This window comes from Anabaena sp. 4-3 (genome assembly GCF_001597745.1).
In the GTDB taxonomy this organism is placed as follows: domain Bacteria; phylum Cyanobacteriota; class Cyanobacteriia; order Cyanobacteriales; family Nostocaceae; genus Trichormus.
In genome coordinates this window covers 1-21,222 of record NZ_LUHJ01000024.1, presented here as the reverse complement: position 1 = coordinate 21,222, position 21,222 = coordinate 1, and the positions used below count along the sequence as shown (strand labels likewise).

The 21,222-nt window shown below is 39.4% G+C and carries 19 protein-coding genes; 3 read left to right on the top strand and 16 right to left on the bottom strand.

Translation table 11 applies throughout. The features are described 5' to 3' along the window. Nucleotides 1-248: 248 nt before the first annotated feature. Both fabF and acpP read right to left on the bottom strand, forming a co-directional pair. Nucleotides 249-1,499, bottom strand: a complete 1,251-nt coding sequence (gene fabF / locus A3775_RS06130; RefSeq protein WP_066424246.1) for a beta-ketoacyl-ACP synthase II — start codon at nucleotides 1,497-1,499, stop codon at nucleotides 249-251. 170 nt (nucleotides 1,500-1,669) lie between these two features. Continuing rightward, nucleotides 1,670-1,924 (bottom strand): acyl carrier protein, encoded by a 255-nt coding sequence (gene acpP, locus A3775_RS06125; protein ID WP_066424245.1) that lies wholly within the window; start codon nucleotides 1,922-1,924, stop codon nucleotides 1,670-1,672. A gap of 434 nt (nucleotides 1,925-2,358) precedes the next feature. Between acpP and A3775_RS06120 the strand changes: the two genes are divergently transcribed. Next, complete coding sequence (locus A3775_RS06120; protein WP_066424244.1) at nucleotides 2,359-3,264, top strand: CoB--CoM heterodisulfide reductase iron-sulfur subunit B family protein; 906 nt, start codon at nucleotides 2,359-2,361, stop codon at nucleotides 3,262-3,264. Nucleotides 3,265-3,488: 224 nt separating this feature from the next. Here the strand turns inward: A3775_RS06120 and lpxD are convergent, their stop codons facing one another. The 11 genes from lpxD to A3775_RS06065 form a co-directional block, all read right to left on the bottom strand. Next, nucleotides 3,489-4,547, bottom strand: a complete 1,059-nt coding sequence (gene lpxD, locus A3775_RS06115; protein ID WP_066424243.1) for a UDP-3-O-(3-hydroxymyristoyl)glucosamine N-acyltransferase — start codon at nucleotides 4,545-4,547, stop codon at nucleotides 3,489-3,491. Between the two features lie 138 nt (nucleotides 4,548-4,685). Then, the gene (locus A3775_RS06110; RefSeq protein ID WP_066376535.1) at nucleotides 4,686-5,735 is read right to left on the bottom strand and encodes a polysaccharide pyruvyl transferase family protein; all 1,050 of its coding nucleotides are present in this window, start codon (nucleotides 5,733-5,735) and stop codon (nucleotides 4,686-4,688) included. 82 nt (nucleotides 5,736-5,817) lie between these two features. After that, on the bottom strand, nucleotides 5,818-7,236 hold the full coding sequence (locus tag A3775_RS06105; RefSeq protein ID WP_066376532.1) for an oligosaccharide flippase family protein: 1,419 nt from the start codon (nucleotides 7,234-7,236) through the stop codon (nucleotides 5,818-5,820). Between the two features lie 86 nt (nucleotides 7,237-7,322). After that, nucleotides 7,323-8,312, bottom strand: a complete 990-nt coding sequence (locus A3775_RS06100) for a glycosyltransferase family A protein (protein ID WP_066376700.1) — start codon at nucleotides 8,310-8,312, stop codon at nucleotides 7,323-7,325. 119 nt (nucleotides 8,313-8,431) lie between these two features. After that, entirely contained in the window at nucleotides 8,432-9,865 is a 1,434-nt protein-coding gene (locus tag A3775_RS06095; protein ID WP_066376522.1) for an O-antigen ligase, read from the bottom strand. Between the two features lie 2 nt (nucleotides 9,866-9,867). After that, entirely contained in the window at nucleotides 9,868-12,054 is a 2,187-nt protein-coding gene (locus tag A3775_RS06090) for a polysaccharide biosynthesis tyrosine autokinase (protein WP_066376518.1), read from the bottom strand. Between the two features lie 347 nt (nucleotides 12,055-12,401). After that, nucleotides 12,402-13,589, bottom strand: coding sequence for a glycosyltransferase family 4 protein (locus tag A3775_RS06085; RefSeq protein WP_066424241.1), 1,188 nt, complete (start codon nucleotides 13,587-13,589; stop codon nucleotides 12,402-12,404). A gap of 116 nt (nucleotides 13,590-13,705) precedes the next feature. Next, on the bottom strand, nucleotides 13,706-14,920 hold the full coding sequence (locus A3775_RS06080; protein WP_066424239.1) for a glycosyltransferase: 1,215 nt from the start codon (nucleotides 14,918-14,920) through the stop codon (nucleotides 13,706-13,708). Nucleotides 14,921-15,373: 453 nt separating this feature from the next. Further along, on the bottom strand, nucleotides 15,374-16,621 hold the full coding sequence (locus A3775_RS06075) for an NAD(P)/FAD-dependent oxidoreductase (protein WP_066424238.1): 1,248 nt from the start codon (nucleotides 16,619-16,621) through the stop codon (nucleotides 15,374-15,376). An 82-nt stretch (nucleotides 16,622-16,703) separates the two neighbouring features. After that, nucleotides 16,704-16,868, bottom strand: a complete 165-nt coding sequence (gene rd, locus A3775_RS06070) for a rubredoxin (RefSeq protein WP_066376506.1) — start codon at nucleotides 16,866-16,868, stop codon at nucleotides 16,704-16,706. Between the two features lie 192 nt (nucleotides 16,869-17,060). Further along, complete coding sequence (locus A3775_RS06065; RefSeq protein WP_066376504.1) at nucleotides 17,061-17,255, bottom strand: hypothetical protein; 195 nt, start codon at nucleotides 17,253-17,255, stop codon at nucleotides 17,061-17,063. Between the two features lie 382 nt (nucleotides 17,256-17,637). Here A3775_RS06065 and A3775_RS06060 point away from each other — a divergent pair, with 382 nt between their 5' ends. Next, complete coding sequence (locus A3775_RS06060; RefSeq protein ID WP_066376501.1) at nucleotides 17,638-18,201, top strand: SRPBCC family protein; 564 nt, start codon at nucleotides 17,638-17,640, stop codon at nucleotides 18,199-18,201. A 166-nt stretch (nucleotides 18,202-18,367) separates the two neighbouring features. Here A3775_RS06060 and A3775_RS06055 read toward each other — a convergent pair whose 3' ends face one another. After that, nucleotides 18,368-18,637: a Nif11-like leader peptide family natural product precursor gene (locus A3775_RS06055; RefSeq protein WP_066376499.1), complete on the bottom strand. Its 270-nt coding sequence runs from the start codon at nucleotides 18,635-18,637 to the stop codon at nucleotides 18,368-18,370. A 191-nt stretch (nucleotides 18,638-18,828) separates the two neighbouring features. On the opposite strand from A3775_RS06055, the gene A3775_RS24050 reads away from it, so the two are divergent. Beyond that, nucleotides 18,829-18,993 carry a hypothetical protein gene (locus A3775_RS24050; protein ID WP_156481572.1) on the top strand — a complete coding sequence of 55 codons (165 nt, stop codon included), beginning with the start codon at nucleotides 18,829-18,831 and terminating at the stop codon, nucleotides 18,991-18,993. A 92-nt stretch (nucleotides 18,994-19,085) separates the two neighbouring features. Here A3775_RS24050 and A3775_RS06050 read toward each other — a convergent pair whose 3' ends face one another. After that, the gene (locus tag A3775_RS06050) at nucleotides 19,086-20,036 is read right to left on the bottom strand and encodes a DNA cytosine methyltransferase (protein WP_066376493.1); all 951 of its coding nucleotides are present in this window, start codon (nucleotides 20,034-20,036) and stop codon (nucleotides 19,086-19,088) included. A 32-nt stretch (nucleotides 20,037-20,068) separates the two neighbouring features. After that, nucleotides 20,069-21,222, bottom strand: a 1,154-nt coding sequence (locus A3775_RS06045; RefSeq protein ID WP_339373756.1) for a HindVP family restriction endonuclease, incomplete at its 5' end; no start/stop codon positions are given.

Genomic DNA, 21,222 nt, shown 5'->3' with positions numbered 1-21,222 from the left:
TATGTTGAACCCTTGGCTGATTAGGGAATGAGATTGATGATACTTTTTCTGCCTTGATCACAGAATGCAAAACTGGAAAGTCAAAGGGAAGAATTCAGAACTCAGGAGTCAGGATGCAGAATGGCAAAATTTGAAATTCTCAATTATTGCTCAAGGTGGGAAATTATGAACAAGTTGATTACTCAAATTATCTCCTGATTTTGGAACTATTCTGTCCCCTGAATTCTGAATTCTGAATTCTCCCGACTTTAAATGTACTTTCTAAAGGCTAAGGTGACGTTATGACCACCAAAGCCAAAAGAATTGGATAAAGCTACCTCAACTTTTTGAGCGCGGCTAGAGTTGGGTACGTAATCTAAATCACAGTCTGGATCAAGGTTTTCAATATTGATTGTCGGTGGAATTTGATCGTTAGCGATCGCTAGCACCGTGGCTACAGCTTCAATACCGCCAGAACCGCCTAACAGGTGTCCTGTCATGGATTTGGTGGAACTGACAGCGATTTTATAGGCATGATCACCCAAAGCTGTTGTAATCGCGGCGGTTTCAGTGGAATCATTAGCAGGGGTGCTAGTACCGTGAGCATTGATGTAGCTGACTTGCTCTGGTGTGAGTCCTGCGTCTTTGAGCGCGAGTTGGATGGCTCTAGCTGCTCCTGCACCACCGGGAACTGGGGAAGTGATATGGTAAGCGTCACAGGTCATGGCATAACCGACGATTTCGGCGTAAATGCGCGCCTTACGACTCAGGGCGTGTTCTAGCTCTTCCAGAATCAGAATTCCCGCACCTTCACCCATGACAAATCCATCGCGATCGCGGTCGAAGGGACGGCAAGCATGAGCGGGGTCATCATTGCGAGTGGAAAGCGCGCGGGCAGCCGCAAATCCAGCTACAGATAGGGGTGTAATCGCGGCTTCACACCCTCCGCAAATCATCGCTTGGGCATAACCGCCTTGAATCATGCGGAATGCGTCCCCAATCGCGTTAGAACCAGCCGCGCAAGCAGTCACAGTACAGTTATTTGGCCCTTTTGCTCCTGTATGAATTGCTGTGAGTCCCGCCGCCATGTTGGCGATCATCATCGGAATCATAAATGGACTACAGCGATCAGGGCCGCGATTCAGGTAGATTGTTTGCTGATCTTCCATGACCTTAATACCACCTACCCCAGAACCAATAATAACTCCCACTTGTTCAGCGTTGAGTTCATTAATAACTAAGTTGGCATCTGCGAGGGCTTGTTTAGCTGCTGCGACTCCAAATTGGGAAAACCGATCCATGCGCTTGGCTTCTTTCCGATCCAAATACTGATGTGGATCGAAGTTTTTTACCTCACCGGCAATGCGGCAATCATGACTAGACGCATCAAATGCGGTGATATAGTCAATGCCATTGCGTCCGCTTAACAATCCTTCCCAATATTCATCTGGTGTGTTACCAATTGGTGTAATCGCGCCAACACCAGTTACAACAACGCGCTTACGATTATAATCTGTCATGACTCAGTAAAAGATGGCGAGAAAGCTGCAAAAATTAGGGACTAGGGATTAGGGACTGGGGACTAGGCACTAGGAAGAATCAAACGGGCAGAGAAAGTATGTAATTACTCATCTCCAATCCCTTCCAATCCCCAGTATCCAATCCCCAGTATTCAATCCCCAATCGCTGTTTAAGCGGATGTGGCAACTTTGCTGTTGATGTAATCCACTGCTTCTTGAACGGTTGTAATTTTTTCGGCGGCTTCATCGGGAATTTCAATGTCAAATTCTTCTTCCAAAGCCATGACTAATTCAACGGTATCTAGAGAATCAGCACCTAAATCATTGGCAAAGCTTGCCTGTGGTATGACTTTTGCCTCATCATCAACACTAAGTTGTTCGATGATGATTTTCTTGACTTTTTCAAAAGTTTCTGTTTGGCTCATAAATAACAGTCCTTAACAAAATTACTATTGTCTGCTCTTTATGGGAGACATGGTTTTGAGCATATACATCTTATCGGAAAGCGCGATCGTCCGTATACGTTCCTGTCCTCAAAACGGATAGATGAAGTTAGTGTTGAGTCATGAGTGCTGAGTCAGTATCCAGACTCACCATTCTTGTACAAACATGATTGCTCATGCCAGTACCTATCACTATTTAAACACCATACCCAAGCGAAATTTTGTTGTGTAATTCTTGAAAGAAATACCAACCCCAATCCCAACCCATCAGGGTAACAAAATTATATTGTGTGTTGGGCTTTACCCCACCGCAGGTGTTGACATACATTTTTTGACAATCCCCGAAATTCTGTTTCGGCGATTCTTGATAAAACAGTTATCATCGGGGCAGTTGCCTGAAATATCAACCTAGTTTTATGCTATCTCAAAGATTAAAATACGCTTACTTCCCTGGTTGTGTGGCTCAAGGAGCTTGTCGGGAACTGTATCAATCCACTCACGCCCTCACCCAAGCTTTAGGTATTGAACTGATTGAATTAAAAAAAGCTGCTTGTTGCGGTTCCGGTACTTTTAAAGAAGATTCTCAACTGTTAGAAGATACAGTTAATGCTAGAAACATTGCCTTAGCAGAAGAATTAAATTTGCCACTACTGACTCATTGCAGTACCTGTCAGGGTGTGATTGGTCATGTTAACGAACGTTTGCAAGACTGTCAGCACAATAACCCAGCTTATGTTGAGCAAGTTAATAATTTGTTACACAAAGAAGGCTGTTCACCTTATCAGGGTAGCACGGAAGTTAAGCATCTTCTATACGCTTTGGTGACAGATTATGGTTTGGAGGAAATTAGCAACCGTGTCACCCGTAAGTTATCTGGTTTAAAGTGCGCTGCTTTTTATGGCTGTTATTTGCTCCGCGCCCAAAAGTTGATGCCTTATGATGATCCATACAATCCAGTAGCGATGGAAAATGTTTTTCGGGCGGTGGGTGCAACACCAATATATTATCGCGGTAGGACACAGTGTTGTGGCTGGCCTTTGTCTAGCTATGCTACTACTCAATCTTTCCAAATGGCGGGGATGCACATTCAAGACGCTTTAGCAAATGGTGCAGATTGTTTAGTTACGCCTTGTCCTCTGTGTCATCTCAATTTAGATTCTCGTCAACCAGAGGTAGAAAAAGTCATCGGTCAAAAGTTAGGTTTGCCAGTGTTACATTTACCTCAGTTGATTGCTTTGGCATTGGGCATTAGTCCCAAAGAATTAGGTTTAGAAAAGCATATAGTTTCTACAAAACCAGTGTTAGAAAAATTAGGATTTTAAAGGGGACTGGGGAATGGGTATAAACAAGTCAAAAGTCTTCGCGCCAGCGTCACGTAGTGAAGAATTCTAGGGAAAAATTATTTAATTTTAAATTTTGAATTTTGTAGCTTGCTTCTCTTTCCCTACGGGACGCTCCGCGAACAGAGATGCTACCGCGCTCGCGCAGCGTATCCGTAGGATTCACCCGTAGGGTATTTTGAATTGATTTGTCCCCCTCCACTCTCCTATTCCTTATTGCCTACTCCCTTTGACTGGCGTTGCAGTTGTCTAAATGTTTGATACATTTCTGGTAAGCGGCTATAAATAGCATAAATTTTGAGATATAGTTTGTGAGGAATAGCTGGAGAACCTGAAACAATTTCTCCTGGGGCGACATCGTTATGAATTCCAGTCTGAGCCGATGCGATCGCACCATCTCCAATTTTCGCTTGATTGGCAACTCCAGTTTGTCCAGCTAAAATGACGCGGTTGCCTAATTTTACGCCACCAGCCATCCCGGCTTGACCAGCGATCGCACAACCAGCCCCAATTGTACAGCCATGTCCAATCTGCACTAGGTTATCAATTTTAGTATCTCGCCCTATTCTGGTTTCTCCTACGGCTGGACGATCAACGGCTGTATTGCAACCGATTTCTACACCATCCTCTAACACGGTGTAGCCTGATTGTTGCATTTTATACCAACCAGTACGGGTAGGGACAAACCCAAAACCTTCTGCACCGATGACAGCACCACTATGGATTACGCAATCTGCGCCGATTTGACTGCGTTCGTGGATGGTACAGTTAGCGTGTAAGGTGGTGCGATCGCCGATTTTCACATCTGGGTAAATTACCACATTGGGATGTATGACTACATTGTTACCAATTTCTACCCCTGGTTGAATCACAGCATGGGGGCCGATGTAAACATCATTGCCAATTTTTGCTGTGGGGTGAATAACGGCGGTGGGGTGAATTTCTGGTGTGGGGTGGTATGGTTGGTAAAATAGAGCGATCGCTTTTGCAAATAACAGTCGGGGTTCGCTTGTAGCAATCCAAGCAATACCCCGTTCTTGTGCTTGTGCTTGTAATGTTTTGTCTGGTGGCAAAATTAAAGCACTAGCATTTGACTTAGCTATAAAAGATGCAAATTTGGCACCTTCTACATAACTGATATTCCCGCTAGTAGCTTCATCAATCGCTGCTATGCCTGTAATTTCTGGGTCTTGGTTTTGGCTAATCGTCAGGCTATTATCAGTGGCAATGTCACCGAATAGGTTTACGATTTCACTGAATTTCATATTTCCGCATTTAGAAGTGTTCTTTACAAAGGCAAGATTATCACTCCTATGTTACTGCGGACATAGAAAGACTTAAAGTTTTGTATTGATTAATAATCAAATCATTACGCCTAGTAAAAAGATGTTATTGATTTGATATTAACCATCATGAATTGCGTCGAACAAAAATTTTCTGGATGAAGATATACTTGCTGATAGTGTGCCAACTGTAGGCGTATAGTCTATCTCTAGATTTTCCTCAACAAATTTATTTAGATCAACAGATGGTGCAAAAATGCGATTTTCCAAACCTATAGATTTAAGTAAGTCATTAACTTTTATTGACTTATTAGCTCTACTTAAAAAAGTAAATGGTTTGCCAAAAAGTATTGCGAATATAGTTCCATGATAGAAACTGGTTACAACATAAGAAGCTCTATTATAATACCCAAGCCAATCTGATACGCTAACAGTTACTAGATTTTTATCAGCGATTTTGTTATTACATCCTACAGAAAGTATCTCTAAACCATTGCGCTTTGCTAAAGCTTTAATTAAATCCGCTTCTTGAGGATTTAAAACATTTCCATATATTAACAAATATTTTTTATCATATTTAATATCAGACATAATCTCGCTGTAATCACCAAGGATAAATGTCGGATCTAAAACTTGTTGAGCTTGACATTTGCCTTCTTCAGTAACCAGTTTCAAACTATTTAAGTCTCGCACAGAAATGGCAGAAAACTGACCTAGGAGTTTACTGATTTCTTCTTGATGTATACCTAGTGTTGTTGTGCTACCAAAGCTGGCGGCATAACTAATTTTTTTGATGCCTTCTTGAGAAGAAAAATCCAAAAAGTAAGAAGGATCAAAGCCTCTAAATGAATTAATATTCCAAACTTCGTCGCTACCGGTAATTAAGACATCATAATCTTGACATTGCTTTGGAAGATTAGTCCTGGAATAAGTTGTAGGTTTACCCAATTTTATTTGAGTATTTAAAAACTTTTCTACTTTTGGAGCTTTAATAAGGTGACTGATAAAACTACTGCCAAAGAAGTATTGTTTGATTGCTTTGAATGGTCTATAGTCGATTATTTCTACATCATGATTTTGATTTTTTAGGGTTTTCCACAAAGCATAAGCTTGCAGATTGGCACCATAATTAATCGCATGATGGTAGGTGATTATTCCGATTTTCTTCATGAGTTTTTCTCCTGGATGTGATTTTTCAGTGAATAATTCAGTTGTTTCTTCTAAATTATGGCTTTACTTGATTTATGAATTTCTAAACAATCTTTTTTTCCTTTGACCGGAAAACAGACCATAATTCTACGATAATTTTTCTCATATTTCCATTCAATCCAAATAGTAATCCATAACTAACAGTTAGAATTGCAAAATTGATTAAAGGTGGTAAAAATATTCCAGCTACAAGAGGTGGTATGGATGCAATTACTATCCATAAAACATTCCAGTAGTTAGGGGAATTACACAATTTATTGAGCAATTTATCTAGCCAATAATAACGAGGTAATGCTAGGAGTTCTGCTGATACATAACCCCAAAGTCCAAAGTTAGGTATTAGTACAATGCAACCTAGCCACAGAACTACTAAATAACCAAGATTGAACATTGCAACTGCTTGGTTAAAACCTGCTGCATAAAGTGCAGAACTATGCAAATCAAAAATAGACTCGACTACTGCTGCTAATCCCAACAGGGGAAAAATCTCTGCACTCAATATCCATTTTTCACCAAAAACTGTGGGTATGAGCCAAGAAGCACAACAGGCGAAAGTTACAGATATTGTTCCCATGAGCAGAGCTTGATAAGTCATACCTCTACTAATTGCATTTCTTGTAGCATTTGGATCATCCACAAGCTTGGCAATTACACTCAAGGACATACGCTTGACAACTGCTCGCAGTAATGAAAGTTGCTGAATGATTCTAGTAGCCATATTGGCAATTCCAGCCGCTTCAATACCAGCTAAACGACTGACAAATAAAGGTATAGTCAGATACTTCATGCTAGTGAGCAAGATAGCCACATAGTAGGTTGAACCGTACTGTATGGCGGGTTTTAAATTCTGCCAATCCCACTGCCAACGCCAAGACATGGGATAAAACCAAAATGATAAGCTGGCAAAGATGATAAACTGTAGGATAGTGCCTGCAACCACTCCCCAATAATTTTGATAAATCAATACAACTGCAATAGAGAGTAAATAGTTGGCAATCTGTGCTATGGCATCTATCAGACCAACCTGCTTAAAACGTAGTTCACGCTCTTGCATACTAGCAGGTACACTACCAATCATGTCTAACCAGACTGCTGGGGCAAGCCACTGTAATAGTTGACCAACTTCAACTTCTCCAGTCCACCAACCAAATAGAGGAGCAGCTAACCAACAAAGCGAACAGAAGGCAATACCTGCAACGATATAAAAGCATAAAACTTGTTGAGCTTCATTTTCTGATAGATTAGGTTTGCGAACTAAGTATGTATTGACACCAAACCTTCCCGACCACTTCCAAAAGTAAAAAATTCCTAATGCTGTTGTGACAATTCCATAATTCTTTGGCCCTAGTATTCTGGCAATTAGTAAGGCACTTACCAGAGAACAAGCTGATGCTAATATTTGCCGGATAGTTAAGTAAATACTACCTTGGATAACTTTATTTTTGATGTTTTTGTTTTGCATCAATTTTTGACTTCAGGTTGACTACCCTATAAATTTGGAAACTAACGTTTGAGACTATAATTGCAATAACCTATTTGGTTGGAGTTTTATTTTGCAATTGAGGATTGACTTGTCGATTGGGTAACAGATGGAATGCGCCGACGGAGAGCATAAAATAGCTGGATAAATTTGTTATATCCATCAGCACCAAAGCATTGCATAACGGCGATCGCTACACTTAAACGAATGTATTCTTTAGAAAAAAGTAACTTATAATCATGCTTAAGAGCCTGCCGACGAAATATATTTGCTTGTTTATAGTCCTTATCCCTACTTTGCAAGCATTTCCAGGCTATTAATAAATTGAGATTGCCATAGCTACGATTTCTCAGGTGTAAAAGTTCAAATGGGGCAGATTGAAAAGCTTTTTCTATAATCGTGCGAAAGTCATGGAGGAGTTTAGGATAATTCTTAGATTTATTATTGGCGTGCTGGCGATAACTAACTAATGGTTCTTTGATGACTGCAAAAGGATAAACAGCAGCAATACGGAGCCACATATCCCAATCAGGTGCAGCATCAATACTTGTGTCAAATACACCTAAATCATCAAAGCAACGACGACGAATCATCGGCACGCTACCACACTCAATCAGATTACGCTCTGTAAATTTATCCCAGATGTAGCCTTGTGCTTCAGGTTTGACAATTCTACCTGTTGGTTCGCCTTTTTCATTTATATAATCTACCCATGTGTAGACTAAACCAACTTCTGGATTTTCCTCTAAAACCTGCACTTGCTTTTCTAACTTAGTGGATTGCCAAGAATCATCAGCATCCATAAAAGCTATAAACTCGCCTTGGGAATGTTTGATGCCTGTGTTTCTTGCTCCTGATGAACCTTGATTTGCTTGAGTAATGAATTTAACGTTAGGTTCTTTGATTTGAGATGCCCATTCAGCAGTTCCATCTGAGCTACCGTCATCAACAATGATTACTTCAAAATCCTTAAAAGTTTGGTTGAACAGGCACTTCAAGGTTTCAGGAAGATATTTCAAGGCATTGAATGCTGGAATAACAACAGAAACTTTTGGTATCATAGACATGATTAATTTAGTTTGGTAATTCAATATTTGAGCAATGTTTTTATGATTATTTTTGCTAATTTATATTTAAATTGATTGGTATCTATGCTCAGGGCAAATTCCCATTTTATTTAATAATAATTTGACTGGTTTTCTTGCCAATCCCAATTAACAATAGCTGATGTTGTTAACCAATAAAAGAAAAGAGTTGTATGACTCCAAATATTTTCGGTGATCATGCCTACTATTAATGCTATCAAAATAGCGATTAGAACTAAAGAAAGATTTTTCTGCGAAATATTTTTAGCTGAAGAGCGCAACACTTGAGTTAATCTTAAAATATTAGCTATCAGAAAAGTTATAAAAGCCATCAGTCCGACAATCCCACCTTCAACTAAGGCTCTTATATAATCATTGTGAGCGTAATTCGGGAAATAACCAACGGCAGAGGATGTTCCTAGCCCATAACCAAGCATTGGCGAATATTGCCAAGCTTTCAATAAAGAAGTCCACTGAGTAATCCGCCAATTAAAACTGTTACCATCTGATGCTGACAGTAAAATTGAACGTGAAATGTCAATGTCGGGATTCAGCAGTGGTGTATTAGCGATAGATGCAAGTCTTTCTCTGCCAAACTCTGTACTAGCATAAAGGCCAATAACCACGGCAAAAAACAATAAACCACCTATGAAGTTTAAAGGCGTTAATTTAGGACTAATTAAAACAAATATCAGGATAAATGTCATTACTAAAGCAATGAGAGTTTTGGTACTCACTAGAAAAAATACAAGAATACCTAATAACAATAGCCAAAATGAGCGTCGCCGAGATTGTTGCAATTGCCAACAGGTGAGTCCAATAAAAAATAATAAGAAAGTAGAGAAAGTGTTGGGATGGCCAAGAGTGCCATTTATCCGAGAAAGGGTTTCCAGATTTTGCAGAGCACTTGGGTCTGCTTTGGTCAGGAAAGCAGGGAGTAATGAAGGTGGTAGGATTGTTTGCAGCAAAGCTGCTGTCAGGGGTAGTACAAGACTGAGGAATAGCGCAGATATCATTTTTTGAGGATGAATTCGGTCTTTTAGTTGCATTACTAGCAAATAAACCATCGACCACGAAAATAGACGCAGCCATTCGCGCACAGCAGTTTGTAAATGTGTTCCATCTAGTCCTAAACCTCCTAGGGGTAATAGCACTACCCAAAGTGCCTGTAGTGCTAACCAGCCAGCAAAGAACCACCAGAATTGATCAACTTTAACCCTTTGACCTGTTAATAAAGAAACGGTTACATATAGCAGGGTCAAGATATTTAAACCAATAGCAAATGCGGCGGGTAGTTGCTGTGCTGCGAAGATATCCAATGAGCTACGCAGGACTAATAAACCGATGACTGCTTGCTCAAATTTACCAAAGAACCAGACAACAACTAATACTGCAAATATAGGTAAACCTAGCAATATGGGACTGGCACCAGCCAGGAAACCTGCAATTAGACCGATGCCAATGCCTGCTAACCCAATCAAAATTCCTATCCAGGAAGAACGACTTGAGCTTTTATTGGTCAACATTGTTATTTCAACCTCAAATCGTTATCAGAATCTTTTTCCCCACTACCTAAAGTAGCTAGGCGTTTAAAAGGTCTGGATAATAAGGATTGATTACTTTCCATTGCATAGCGATAATAGGTTTCAGTCTCTTTGGTCATACCATTGACTACTACTCCTAAAATCGGTATGCGATTTTGATTGAGTTCTGATACGGCTCTTTGCAGAACTTCCTTGAGCGTGAAACCAGGTCGTGTTGTCAATATCACTCCATCACTGTACTGACTTAAAGTAGCAGCATCAGCACAAGCACTTAATGGTGGTGTGTCTATAATTACTAAATCATAGTGTAATGCAGCTTCAGAAACCAAGGACTTCATGGCATCTGACTCTAAAATTTGCGAAGGTCTGCCGCGTAGTTCGCCACAAGTCAATACAAATAAGTTTTCAATATCCGTTGTCTGCGCGGCACTTAACAGTGATTTATTTCCGTCGATGACATCGGTAATGCCTGGTTTGGGTGCCAGATTAAATAATGTGTGCTGGGAGGGACGACGTAAATCTGCATCAATAATTAGTGTTTTCCGAGATAACATAGCTGCAACAGCCGCTAAATGCGCTACTACAACTGATTTACCTTCTCCAGAGATGCTACTACTAACAATGACAATCTGCAACTTGTCTGTACTGCGAAACTCTAGGTTTTTCAGCAGCATCCGGTAAGGTTCAACCAGTCCCACATCATCTAAGAATTTTTCGGCTGGCTCAAGACTTAGCCGAGTAGCAGGAAGACTTGGTAAGACTCCCAATAATGGTAATTTCAATAATTCCTCTGCGTCGGCAACATCATAGAGTCTGTTATCCATTGTTTCTAATAACAGCACTATACCAGTGGCTAAGATAGTGCCAAAGAAAGTAGCTATTACTATCACTACTAGAGGTCTGGGAGATGCAGGTGCAATTGGTAGTTGGGCTGTTTCTATAATGCGAATATTACTAACTTTTTGAGCTTCGGCAATACGTGCTTCTTCTAGTTTATTTTGTAATAATTGTAAGGATGCTTCTGCTTCTGCCCGTTGGCGGGTGAGCATGGTAAGTGGTTGTTGTCTAATTGGCAATAGTGCTAGACGCGATTGCAGATTAGCTTTCATTGCCTGGACAGCTCTGAATTTATTTTCGATTGCTAACCGCTCAATTTCATTATTGATTAGCTGTGAGGTGAGATTTTGACTGATCTGATCGGTGGCAATGTCTGCTGAAGAAATGTTCTGCCCATTAGAAGATACACGAGCCAGTTCTTGTGTGTACAATGCTCGCATGGAATCTCGTTGGCCAAGCAAGGATATAACTTTTGGATGACTATCTGTAAACTGCAACCGAGCCTCAATCAATTGAGTTTCTAAGTCTGTCAACTTGCCTCGTAGCACTCTTAATTGCTCATCTTGACCACTACGCACTGATGAGTAAGCATTATCCAGGGTTTGGGTGTCAGTAATTTGTCTGAGGGAGGCATCACGCGATCGCGCTTCTTGAAGTTGAGCCAGCAATAGGCGTTCCTGATTTTCTATGTTGGCTAAACTTTCAACCAAACTCCTAGTCTGGCTATCACCCTCAACTACCCCGCTTTGTTGTCTGTATTTATTTTCTGCAACTTCTGCTTGTTGCAACCTCTGGCGAGCCAATGGTACTTCTTTTTCCAAAAATTCTCGCACCTTTGTGGCTTCGGAACGGATGGTCTGTATATTTTCCTCTACCATTGCTTGGGCAACAGCATTGAGAATTTTGGCAGCGAAATTTGGATCTGGGTGTTGATAACTTAGTTCCAGAATATTGGTAGCTGGAACAATTTTTACTCTCACTAAAGGACTGATACTCGCCAATGTGAGTGTATTTTGAGCAGAATTATTCTCTGATTCGGGAAAAACTTTGGCAATCGCCCTTTCTAAAACAGCTTGTGAATTAACTAACTCAGCCTGATCTGCCAGTGGACTGCTACTTATACCACCCGTTGAACGCAATTCTGTGAGATCACGACCCAATTCTGAAACACTTACCCGATTGTTGTTTACCATCAATCGCGCTGAGGTTTCATACAACCGTGGCGTAACATTAAGATAGGCAATTGATGCCCCAATTACCGCCGCAAAAGTCGTAATAGCAGGCAAGCTTCTCCGCCGCAAGACTGCTAGTAAGGTTGAAACGCCTTTTCCCATTACATATACCTTAGTGACTGCAAGTAGGACAGTAAAGCTTGGACAATAGACTACAGCATATTAACTACTCGGTATCATACCTGATCAATGCAACAATATTGACATAAAAATGATCAAGTTTTACTTTTTTCCAAGTGTTCAATCCTATTTATCGGCGGTTCGACCGGTGACAGCAGAGGACAGAAGGGAAGAAAAAAGCTTTAGGTTTACCTAAGAGTCGCTACCAATTCTGTTTAAGACCGCTAATAATTGTTTAATTCAGTGGTCTTTAATTTAGAAGTAGTTCAGACTATATCAAATGACCTTCTGCCTTCTTCCTCCAGCATTACTCCTTTCTTCAATTCTTTTTATCTAACATTCGCAAAATCCCTATCTTGGGTTTTGCTTTGCATGTTGTCTAATTTTTCAGAAGTGTTTAAAACTTTGGCATAAAGTTTCAAATTTTCAGCAGTGATCGAATCCCAGCTAAAATTAGAACTTACGTGTTTTTCTGCATTATGAGCCATTAAGGCTAGCTTTTGCGGATTGTTTAACGCCTGATCTAATGCAGAAACACAAGAGTTGAGATTGCCGGCTTCAAATAACATACCTCGGTTATCACCCAGCAGTTGTTGATGTGGGGGAATGTCGCTACCTAAAACTGGTATACCTTCTTTCATGGCTTCTAGCATGGACAAAGGTAATCCTTCTAAATCAGAAGGCAGAACAAACAAACCAGCCCCGCGAACAATTTCCCACAGACGAGAGCCTCTGAGTTCCCCTGCCAATAATATATTTTCTTGATTGGCTACTTTCTTGAGCAGTTCAGCAGTAAAGGTTTTAGTATCACTGACTCCTCCAGCTAGTACCAGCTTCCATCCTTTTGGCTTCAGGGCGGAAAAAGCATCAATTAGTAAATCTGGGCGTTTTTCTGGTACCAGTCTGCCTAAAAACAGAATATAACGTCCTTTTTCTAGACCTAAGTTAGTACCATAGGTAAAATTCGGATCTGACTGACCGTAGTTAGCAGGAGCTGTGGGAATATAAACTGTTTCTTTGCCATAAGTTTGGGCAAAGTATGCTTGCAGTGCTTGCGATACCACAACCATGCCGTGAGAAAAGCGTACTCCTGCTTTTTCTCCGAGTTGGATCATTTTTGTTGATAAGCTTCCCCACTTTGCACGTTGCCAATCTAACCCGTGACAAGTAACTACAATTTTTGCAGAGTCAGCGATTCTGGGTATACAGGTAAACAAAGATGGGCCAAGGGCATGGAAGTGAATGATATCGTATTTTTTGCCAGTAGATGCGATCGCTCCCATCGCTGATGTCACCAAAGCATCCATACCAGCATAATTTAACCCTGGTAAAGAAATAACTTGCACACCTTCATAATCATAGGTGTCCCACCCAGCAATATCTGTGTAAGATGAGCGAGCAAATAAATCTACACTGTGTCCCTGTGACACCATGCGAGGATAAATTTCTGCACAATAATGTTCAATTCCACCTTGTTTTGGAGGTATGCCTTTTGCACCAATTACTGCTATTTTCATAAGAATTAATTATTTTTTACTTGTGGACGATGAAATACATTCAGTAAAATTTGGACTGGGTTTCGTTTAGCTAAAAATTGGACTTATGTATTGATTTTGCTGACATTTTCCTGTGATTAGCTCACTAAAGATAGTTTTCCTATCTCCCAACGGTTGAACATTTCACCGTAAATATCTCTAATTACGGTGCGGGCGGCATAAGGTTGTGCAGTTCTGACACAAGCCTCTATGGGATAATTATCTGGATGTGACAGTACCTTATCTAAAGCATCTGCTAAACATTCGGGTGTACGTTGTTCACAAATTACTCCACTGTCAAGATGTAGTAATTTTGGCGTTTCACCGCATCTGGTGGTAACGATTGGGGTGCCACTACCAAGTGCTTCTAGGACTACTAACGGTAAGCCTTCGTAAGCACTACTTAAAACAAAGACGCTACTCAACCTATGTAATTTAGCTAGTTCCGGTTGCTTCAAGGCACCTAGCATCGTTACTTTATTAGACAAGCCTAGTTGCTCAATTTCCTGACGTACTGATGGTGCTAATTCTCCATCACCGGCTATCAATAAATGAGCATTACTTTCTTTTAACTTAGCAACAGCGCGTATTAATAATATGGGATCCTTCTGTGGATGCAGCCTACCAGCAAATAGAATAAAACGTGTTTCTTCATCCAGACCCATCTGTGTTGCTAGTTCGCGCCGATGAGCTTGCTTTTCTTGCCAATTCCAGGGGTAAAAAACTTCATTATCAAAGGAATTTTTGACATACTGAATACAATCTTGTAAGTGGGCATAATTTTGCCGATAGAATTCGGCTGCATCAGTGTTGCATGAAAGAATTTGATTAAATTGACCTATTAATAATCGTTCTAAAGCAAAATAAACACCAGGAAATTTTCTCCAGAGGATAGCCTTCTGGTCACTCACAGTTTTCATCTGTGTGCGAATATCATTATGAATAAATAGAATTTTTTCGCCTTGCCAATTCATAGCTGCCAAACTTGGCTCTAGTCTATGAAAGTGCATAAAATCGGAAGAAAAAGAACGACCTAGCAAGGCTGCTGTATATTTCAGTGTTGTGGGGATGAGGCTTCTTTTATTGTCATCCTCTACCAAAAATAAGGGAAAGAAACTGATTTCTCTGCCGGCAAATTCCGCTTGTTGCCATTTACCTATGGGCTGACTGGCATCACTGGCTGTTCCTACTAGCTTGACTTCAAACTCATCAGGAGCATATTTGATAAACGTATTGATGAGTGTTTGAATTCCTCCTATAGAAGCGTGCCAGGGATTAAATTGGTAAAAGATTGTGAGAACTGGTTTACGCATTACTGATACTCTAGATTATCCTTGCTTTATACAATCTCAAATTTGATCAACCAAAGAAACTACGGACAAATTTTGGTATTTTCTTAAACAAGAATACTGAATCACACACAGCAATATAGTAGTATTTCTATGTTCAAAAGTCACTGAATCACGAAACTCTTCACTAAAGTTTTATATTGTCGGAAAAATTTTGTTACCTAGAACTTCAAAACTTTATAATTTCTACCTACAGACTCTTGACTGATTAAGTTTATGAAGATGTTTGTATGTTTGTAACAGGGTATGCAACTAGCTTTATCTTATCTTTACAAATACACAAAATCATGGAGTGATAACTTGGTGCAATATGGTACATAGAATTAATAAACATCCTTAAATTTGCTGAGATACTCATTTGACTTATCAAAGCTGATTAAGAAGTTTATGCAATTTGATGACTGAATTTTATCCTGATCATCGTACTTTTTCCGAGTTACCGATTCCCATAGCGTTACCTGCTAAATAGGCGGTTGTCCAAGCACTCTGGAAGTTAAATCCACCAGTCACGCCGTCGATATCTAGAATTTCACCAGCAAAGTAAAGTCCAGGAACTAGCTTACTTTCCATTGTCTTGAAGTTAATTTCCTGGAGGTTGACACCACCACAGGTGACGAATTCTTCTTTAAAGACTCCCTTACCATTGACTAGGTATTTACTCTGGGTAATTTCTTGGACTAAGAGATTTAAGGTTTTGTTGGAGAGTCCTGCCCATCTGTCATCTTTGGTAATACCTACACGGGCAATCATGTATTGCCAGAGACGGTGGGGTAAATCAACGCCCCGATGCAAGGCGATCGCTTTTTTTCCCCATTCATTCTTAATTGCTAAAATTTTGGCACGTACTTGTTCTTGGGTGAGTTCAGGCAACCAATTCACCAATAAAGTCGCTTGATAGTTGTGTTCATGCAAAACTCTCGCACCCCAAGCCGATAGCTTCAGCACGGCCGGGCCACTTAAACCCCAATGGGTGATCAGTAATGGCCCAGTTTGTTCTAATTGTGACTTCTCACCTACAAATAATTTTAAGCGTACAGGATTAACACTAATACCAGCTAATGCCCTCAGCTTGTCTTCTGGAATATTGAATGTAAATAAGGATGGTACTGGTGCTTCGATGTGATGTCCCAATGCTTGGGCAATTTTGTAACCTATGAGACTGCTTCCTGTAGCTAGGAGCAGGCGATCGCATCTAATTATCTCACCAGATTTTAAAAGTAGCTCAAATCCAGCATTAATACGGCTGACACCAACCACAGGGGTGCCAGTCCAAATCTCTACGCCCTCGGCTGTGGCGGTATTCATCAGACAGTTGACAATTGTTTCTGAACTATCTGTGATCGGAAACATCCTACCATCGGCTTCAGTTTTGAGTTTTACGCCGTGGTGAGTAAACCAAGCTACTGTATCTTGAGGTTGAAACCGAGTAAAAGCACCACGTAAAGCTTTACCACCTCTAGGATAATTTTGGGTTAACGCCTGTGGTTCAAAGCAAGCATGAGTTACGTTGCAGCGTCCTCCGCCGGAAATGCGGACTTTAGCTAATGGGTGACGACTAGCTTCGAGTAAGATGATTTGAGCTTCTGGATTGACTTGAGCGCAGGCGATCGCCCCGAAAAATCCTGCGGCTCCACCGCCAATGACTACAATCTTTAAAGGTAGCAATTTACAAAATATCTCTTCTACAGCACCTACTTTCTAGGCTAGTACAGTTAGGTCACAGTAGTGAGATGATTGTTAAATTTATTTAACCTTCGGCTGGTTCAAATAAATCTTTGGTAGCACCACAAACCGGACACACCCAATCTTCTGGTATAGCGTCAAAAGGTGTACCTGGAAGTATACCGCTATCGGGATCGCCTACTTCTGGGTCATACTCGTAGCCGCAAGCACTACAGATGTAAATTTGCATAGTGTCACCTGCTTCATAGTTGATCTTGCCTATATTGTTAACGAAAATCCCGGAGCAACACACCTTGCTGATTGCATAAAACAGACGTTTGTGATGTCTTTGCTCAATAAGACTTGCGAGAGATTATTTTTGTGAATAATTGTGGTATTTCTGGTATATTGTTGTGAAATCCTGTGGAAAATCTCCAGAAAATCAAAAACGCCACCAAGTTTTTTGAGCATAAGCAATCACACCTAGAGCGATCGCCCCAAACAACAATAGCCAAATCACGCCACCTGGAATAAATGACAGTAGTCCAAAGCCTCTAAGTAGCCAAACAGCTATACCCATACCGAGAAGTACACCAAAAGCCTGTGTTAACCTGCGGTTTAACGAAGATTGACTCACTATTTTGTCCTCTTAATTCCCAATTGGTTGTATATTCACAAGGTAAGCATAAATTTACAGAATTTTTACTAAAATTTGATTTTTATCAATTGCATAAAATATTCTATAGATTATATTTGTGGTATTTTAGCTTGTTTAAATAAAATTTTCCCTAGGGAAGTAGTGCGATTATTTCTGCTACGGAAATACAAAACAGTATTTGTAGTTTAAACCACGGATTTTTCCGTAAATTTTCAGATATTTTGGGAATGTGATTGGTTCCGGAAATCTGGTGTACTGAAGTGGAACTAATATTGATTGAGGTTGTAATTCATGAATCACAGATGGTTGATAGTTGCAACCTCAGCAGATGGTGAAGTTGAGGAGTAACGGAAAAAAATTTATGTTGGCATACCATATCTCAAACCCAGCGTTTACAGGTTCAGATATGACATGGAGTAAAGAACAGCAAAACTTGCTGATGCAGGGTGAAATTTTAGTCAAGACGCGATCGCATACTGCTTGTGGTGGTGCAGTCAGTGCTTGTATGTACTTGCCAATAGTGCGATCGCATGTATGGCAGCAAATCACCGATTACCCCCGTTGGGTACAATACTTTCCCGACATCACTAAAAGTGAGGTGTTGCAACGTGGCGAAGTCAAGCGTCTATATCAAGCAGCACAAAAAGCTTTTCTATTTTTAACGGCTCAAGTTGAAATTTACCTCAACGTTGTCGAAGTCATCGGTCAACAAGTACAATTCCGTATGGAAAAAGGAACTTTTCTTGACTTTGAAGCCAATATTGAGTTAAAAGACTGTGGCAATGGGACTTTACTCCTTTATAGCGTCCAAGCTACCCCAAATATTCCCGTACCTAGCATTTTTGTTCAACAAGCCATGAATTTTGAGTTGCCCGCGAATATGCGTAAAATGCGGCAAGTTATTTGTCAAAATAGATCAGCATAATGTCACAGGCACAGTCAATAAGCGTTTTAGTCGCTTTCCTGATCACAATAGCATTTTAGAGTGTGTTTTTACTCCAGAAGAAGAATTTTTCAAACAGCCAGGCTCTAATTTTTAATCATAAACTTTCAAGACGCTTTTTCCTTCATAGGAGAAAGCGTCCAAACAATTATGCTTGAGTAAATCCCAGCAATTGGTTTTGTGTTGATAAACTTAAGGAATTTTGAGCATAACTAGGCTCACTTTCAAACCATACATTAGCTAGTTCATCTTCATTGAAATGATACCCAAGACTAGCTGCAAACTTAACTATTTTAGTTTTGTCCCAATGGCAACTATTTAATAAACCTCTACTACAGCACTTATTAAAGTATTCTTCATAAATAGTGGGTTCCGATATCAAAACTTCATAAAAAGCATTAACCTGTTCTAGAGACATAGAAATTTATCCTCTAAAAGTCTAATTTTGTATTCAATAATACATACATTCAATTACCAAAGTGTTCCGGATTGTATAATCCAGCCAGAAAAAGACTCTCGTTAAAGAAAGTAAAATTAAATGGATAAAAATTTATCTGGCTTTTGGTAGAATTTTGATGAGCTACGAGTATATTTAATTACATAAAACTTTTGCTGATTACCAATTTTGAGAATCAAGCTACTAACAGTATTGGTGAGAGTAATCACGAGTATGAAGAGCGATCGCCTCTAGAGGATAATATCTTAACTCAAAGCAAGTTTACGCCTGATTTCTGTCCTGAAAATTCCACCTTCAACAAGTTAACCCGCGAGTGAAACTCAATTAACATCATCTGAAAATGATGATTTACAGAAATTGTTACTTAATCTCTATGTTTAAAACGAAAATAATCATATTAATGCTTTACTTATACACTCTCAAATAACTTTAACTGAATGTGTGGTAACTGATATAAAATACTCTGAGGATAATCTTCAATATATTCAAGTATACAACGAGCAACATATTCAGCCAGATTCACAGGAACAGCATTACCAATCATCTGTTCTAAATCTGATTTATTACCCTGAAACTTAAAGGTTTTTGGAAATGTTTGAATGTAACTGCGTTCAATTGTAGACAAAGGTCGCAGGTTTTCATTAATATCACAAGCATCTCCTTCATGTTTTTGATATGTTTTGGGAATAGGACGATTTACTCCCCGCACTGTTGGGCTAGGTTCATATATGCTGAAAATTGCCCTTCTTTTATAACTTCTAGGGTGACGATAAAAATATTCGATTCCTAACTGATTACCTAGATAGTCAAAAACAGTCATCGGCTTCTCAGATTGATTTTTTTTAAGATAATGACTCAAAGCATCATCTTCTCCGTGAAGCTGACCAATTAAAAAATATCTTTTTCTAGCTTGTGGAACTCCACAGTAGCTAGCATTTAGAATTGAAGCTGTTAAACTATATCCACTTTTCTTGAATATTTCTAAGGCTATTTTTAAAACTTGACTTTTAGAAATTCTTTCAACATTCTCCATTACAAACCAATTAGGTTTTACTTGAGCAACAATGTTTGCAAAAACCAAAGTTAAGTCCGCCCTACCAAGATTTTCATCTCGTTTCCCTGCGCTTGAAAAATCTTGGCATGGAGGGCCACCAATAATGATTTCTGGGCTAAAACTAGAAATTAATTCACAGACATCTTCTGTTAAAAGGTCTTTCTGAAAAATAGGATGTTGGAAGTTGTTTCTATAAACTTCAATTGCTGGTAGCCAATAATCGAAAGCTGCTACCACATCGAAGCCAGCATTTTGAAATCCTAGTGATAAACCTCCACAACCTGCAAATAAATCTACTGTTTTCATGTTTGAGTCGCTAGTTGAGAGTTGGTAATTTACTAATCAAATATCTCTGGTGAGTTGAATATTATAGCATCAAATCTTCTTTCGGGACTCAACAAGTTTTGACCACCACCTAAAATAATGTTTTTGATTTCTTGTTTTTTAATTCTTGGCTGTTTTAATGATTCCGATTGCATATAAGCATGGGTGACTCTACCGCTTACAGCAAATGCTTTATCATTTTTGGTATTATAAGAAAGACTATCTATAATTCTTCGATGATTAAAAGAACCATTAATACCAAATTCAAACAGCATTTTAAATAGCCAAATAATTGTGCGAGTATGCCTAGAAATATTTTTGATTCTTCCGTATGTACTAATCTCTATTTTTGCTAAATCTATAAATAATCTAGTAAAAGCAAGATTACTCCAAACAAATACATCTAAGCAATTATCTGATAGCCTTGGTGATTTACCTTCTGTTTTCCAAACAGGCTGTAGTAAAAAAGGTTTTTGTTCATTTAATATTGATAGTGCGATCGCATCTATACAATCAATCATATCTAGAATATAAGGTATTACATAAATCCCTTCATTCCAATCCCTAATATTTGCCAGATTTCCAGTAATAACACTTTCAATAAGAGACGGATTAAATCTAAAACTTTCTACAATACTGCAAGCTAAATAAACTATAGTATCTGGTCTTACTACAATTTCACAACCATAATAATCTTCTGCTAACTCACAGGTCGTATTATCTGGTAAAGCCGTCAATTTAATCTCAATTGCCTGTAAGCAAGAACCTAAATCTCTAGCTTGAGTAACCAAATCAACGCCTGGAAGGTTGCCAATTAAATATTGTTGATATGGTGTAAACTGTGTTTCAAAAGCATAGAAAAGGTTCTCAGAGTTTGGGTTGATTCCGTACAAGCTAGCTGTACTAATACTTGAATGCTCAACTTGAAGATTTGAGTTCAGTCTAATGTATACATTATCAAGATTTAAACTGTATAAATATGAGCAAAGAGCAGCCGGAAATGAAGAATTAAAACAGTTTTTACCCCAAGCTTCTTTTTGAGTAAAATCTCGGTTTGAGTGTCTTAAACCAAATAATCGAGGCTGCTGATTTGGTGTATTTCGTGACGTACTCCACACACTCCCCTTCCCTACGGGACGCTGCGCGAACGGGTGAGTGTGGGCTTCTC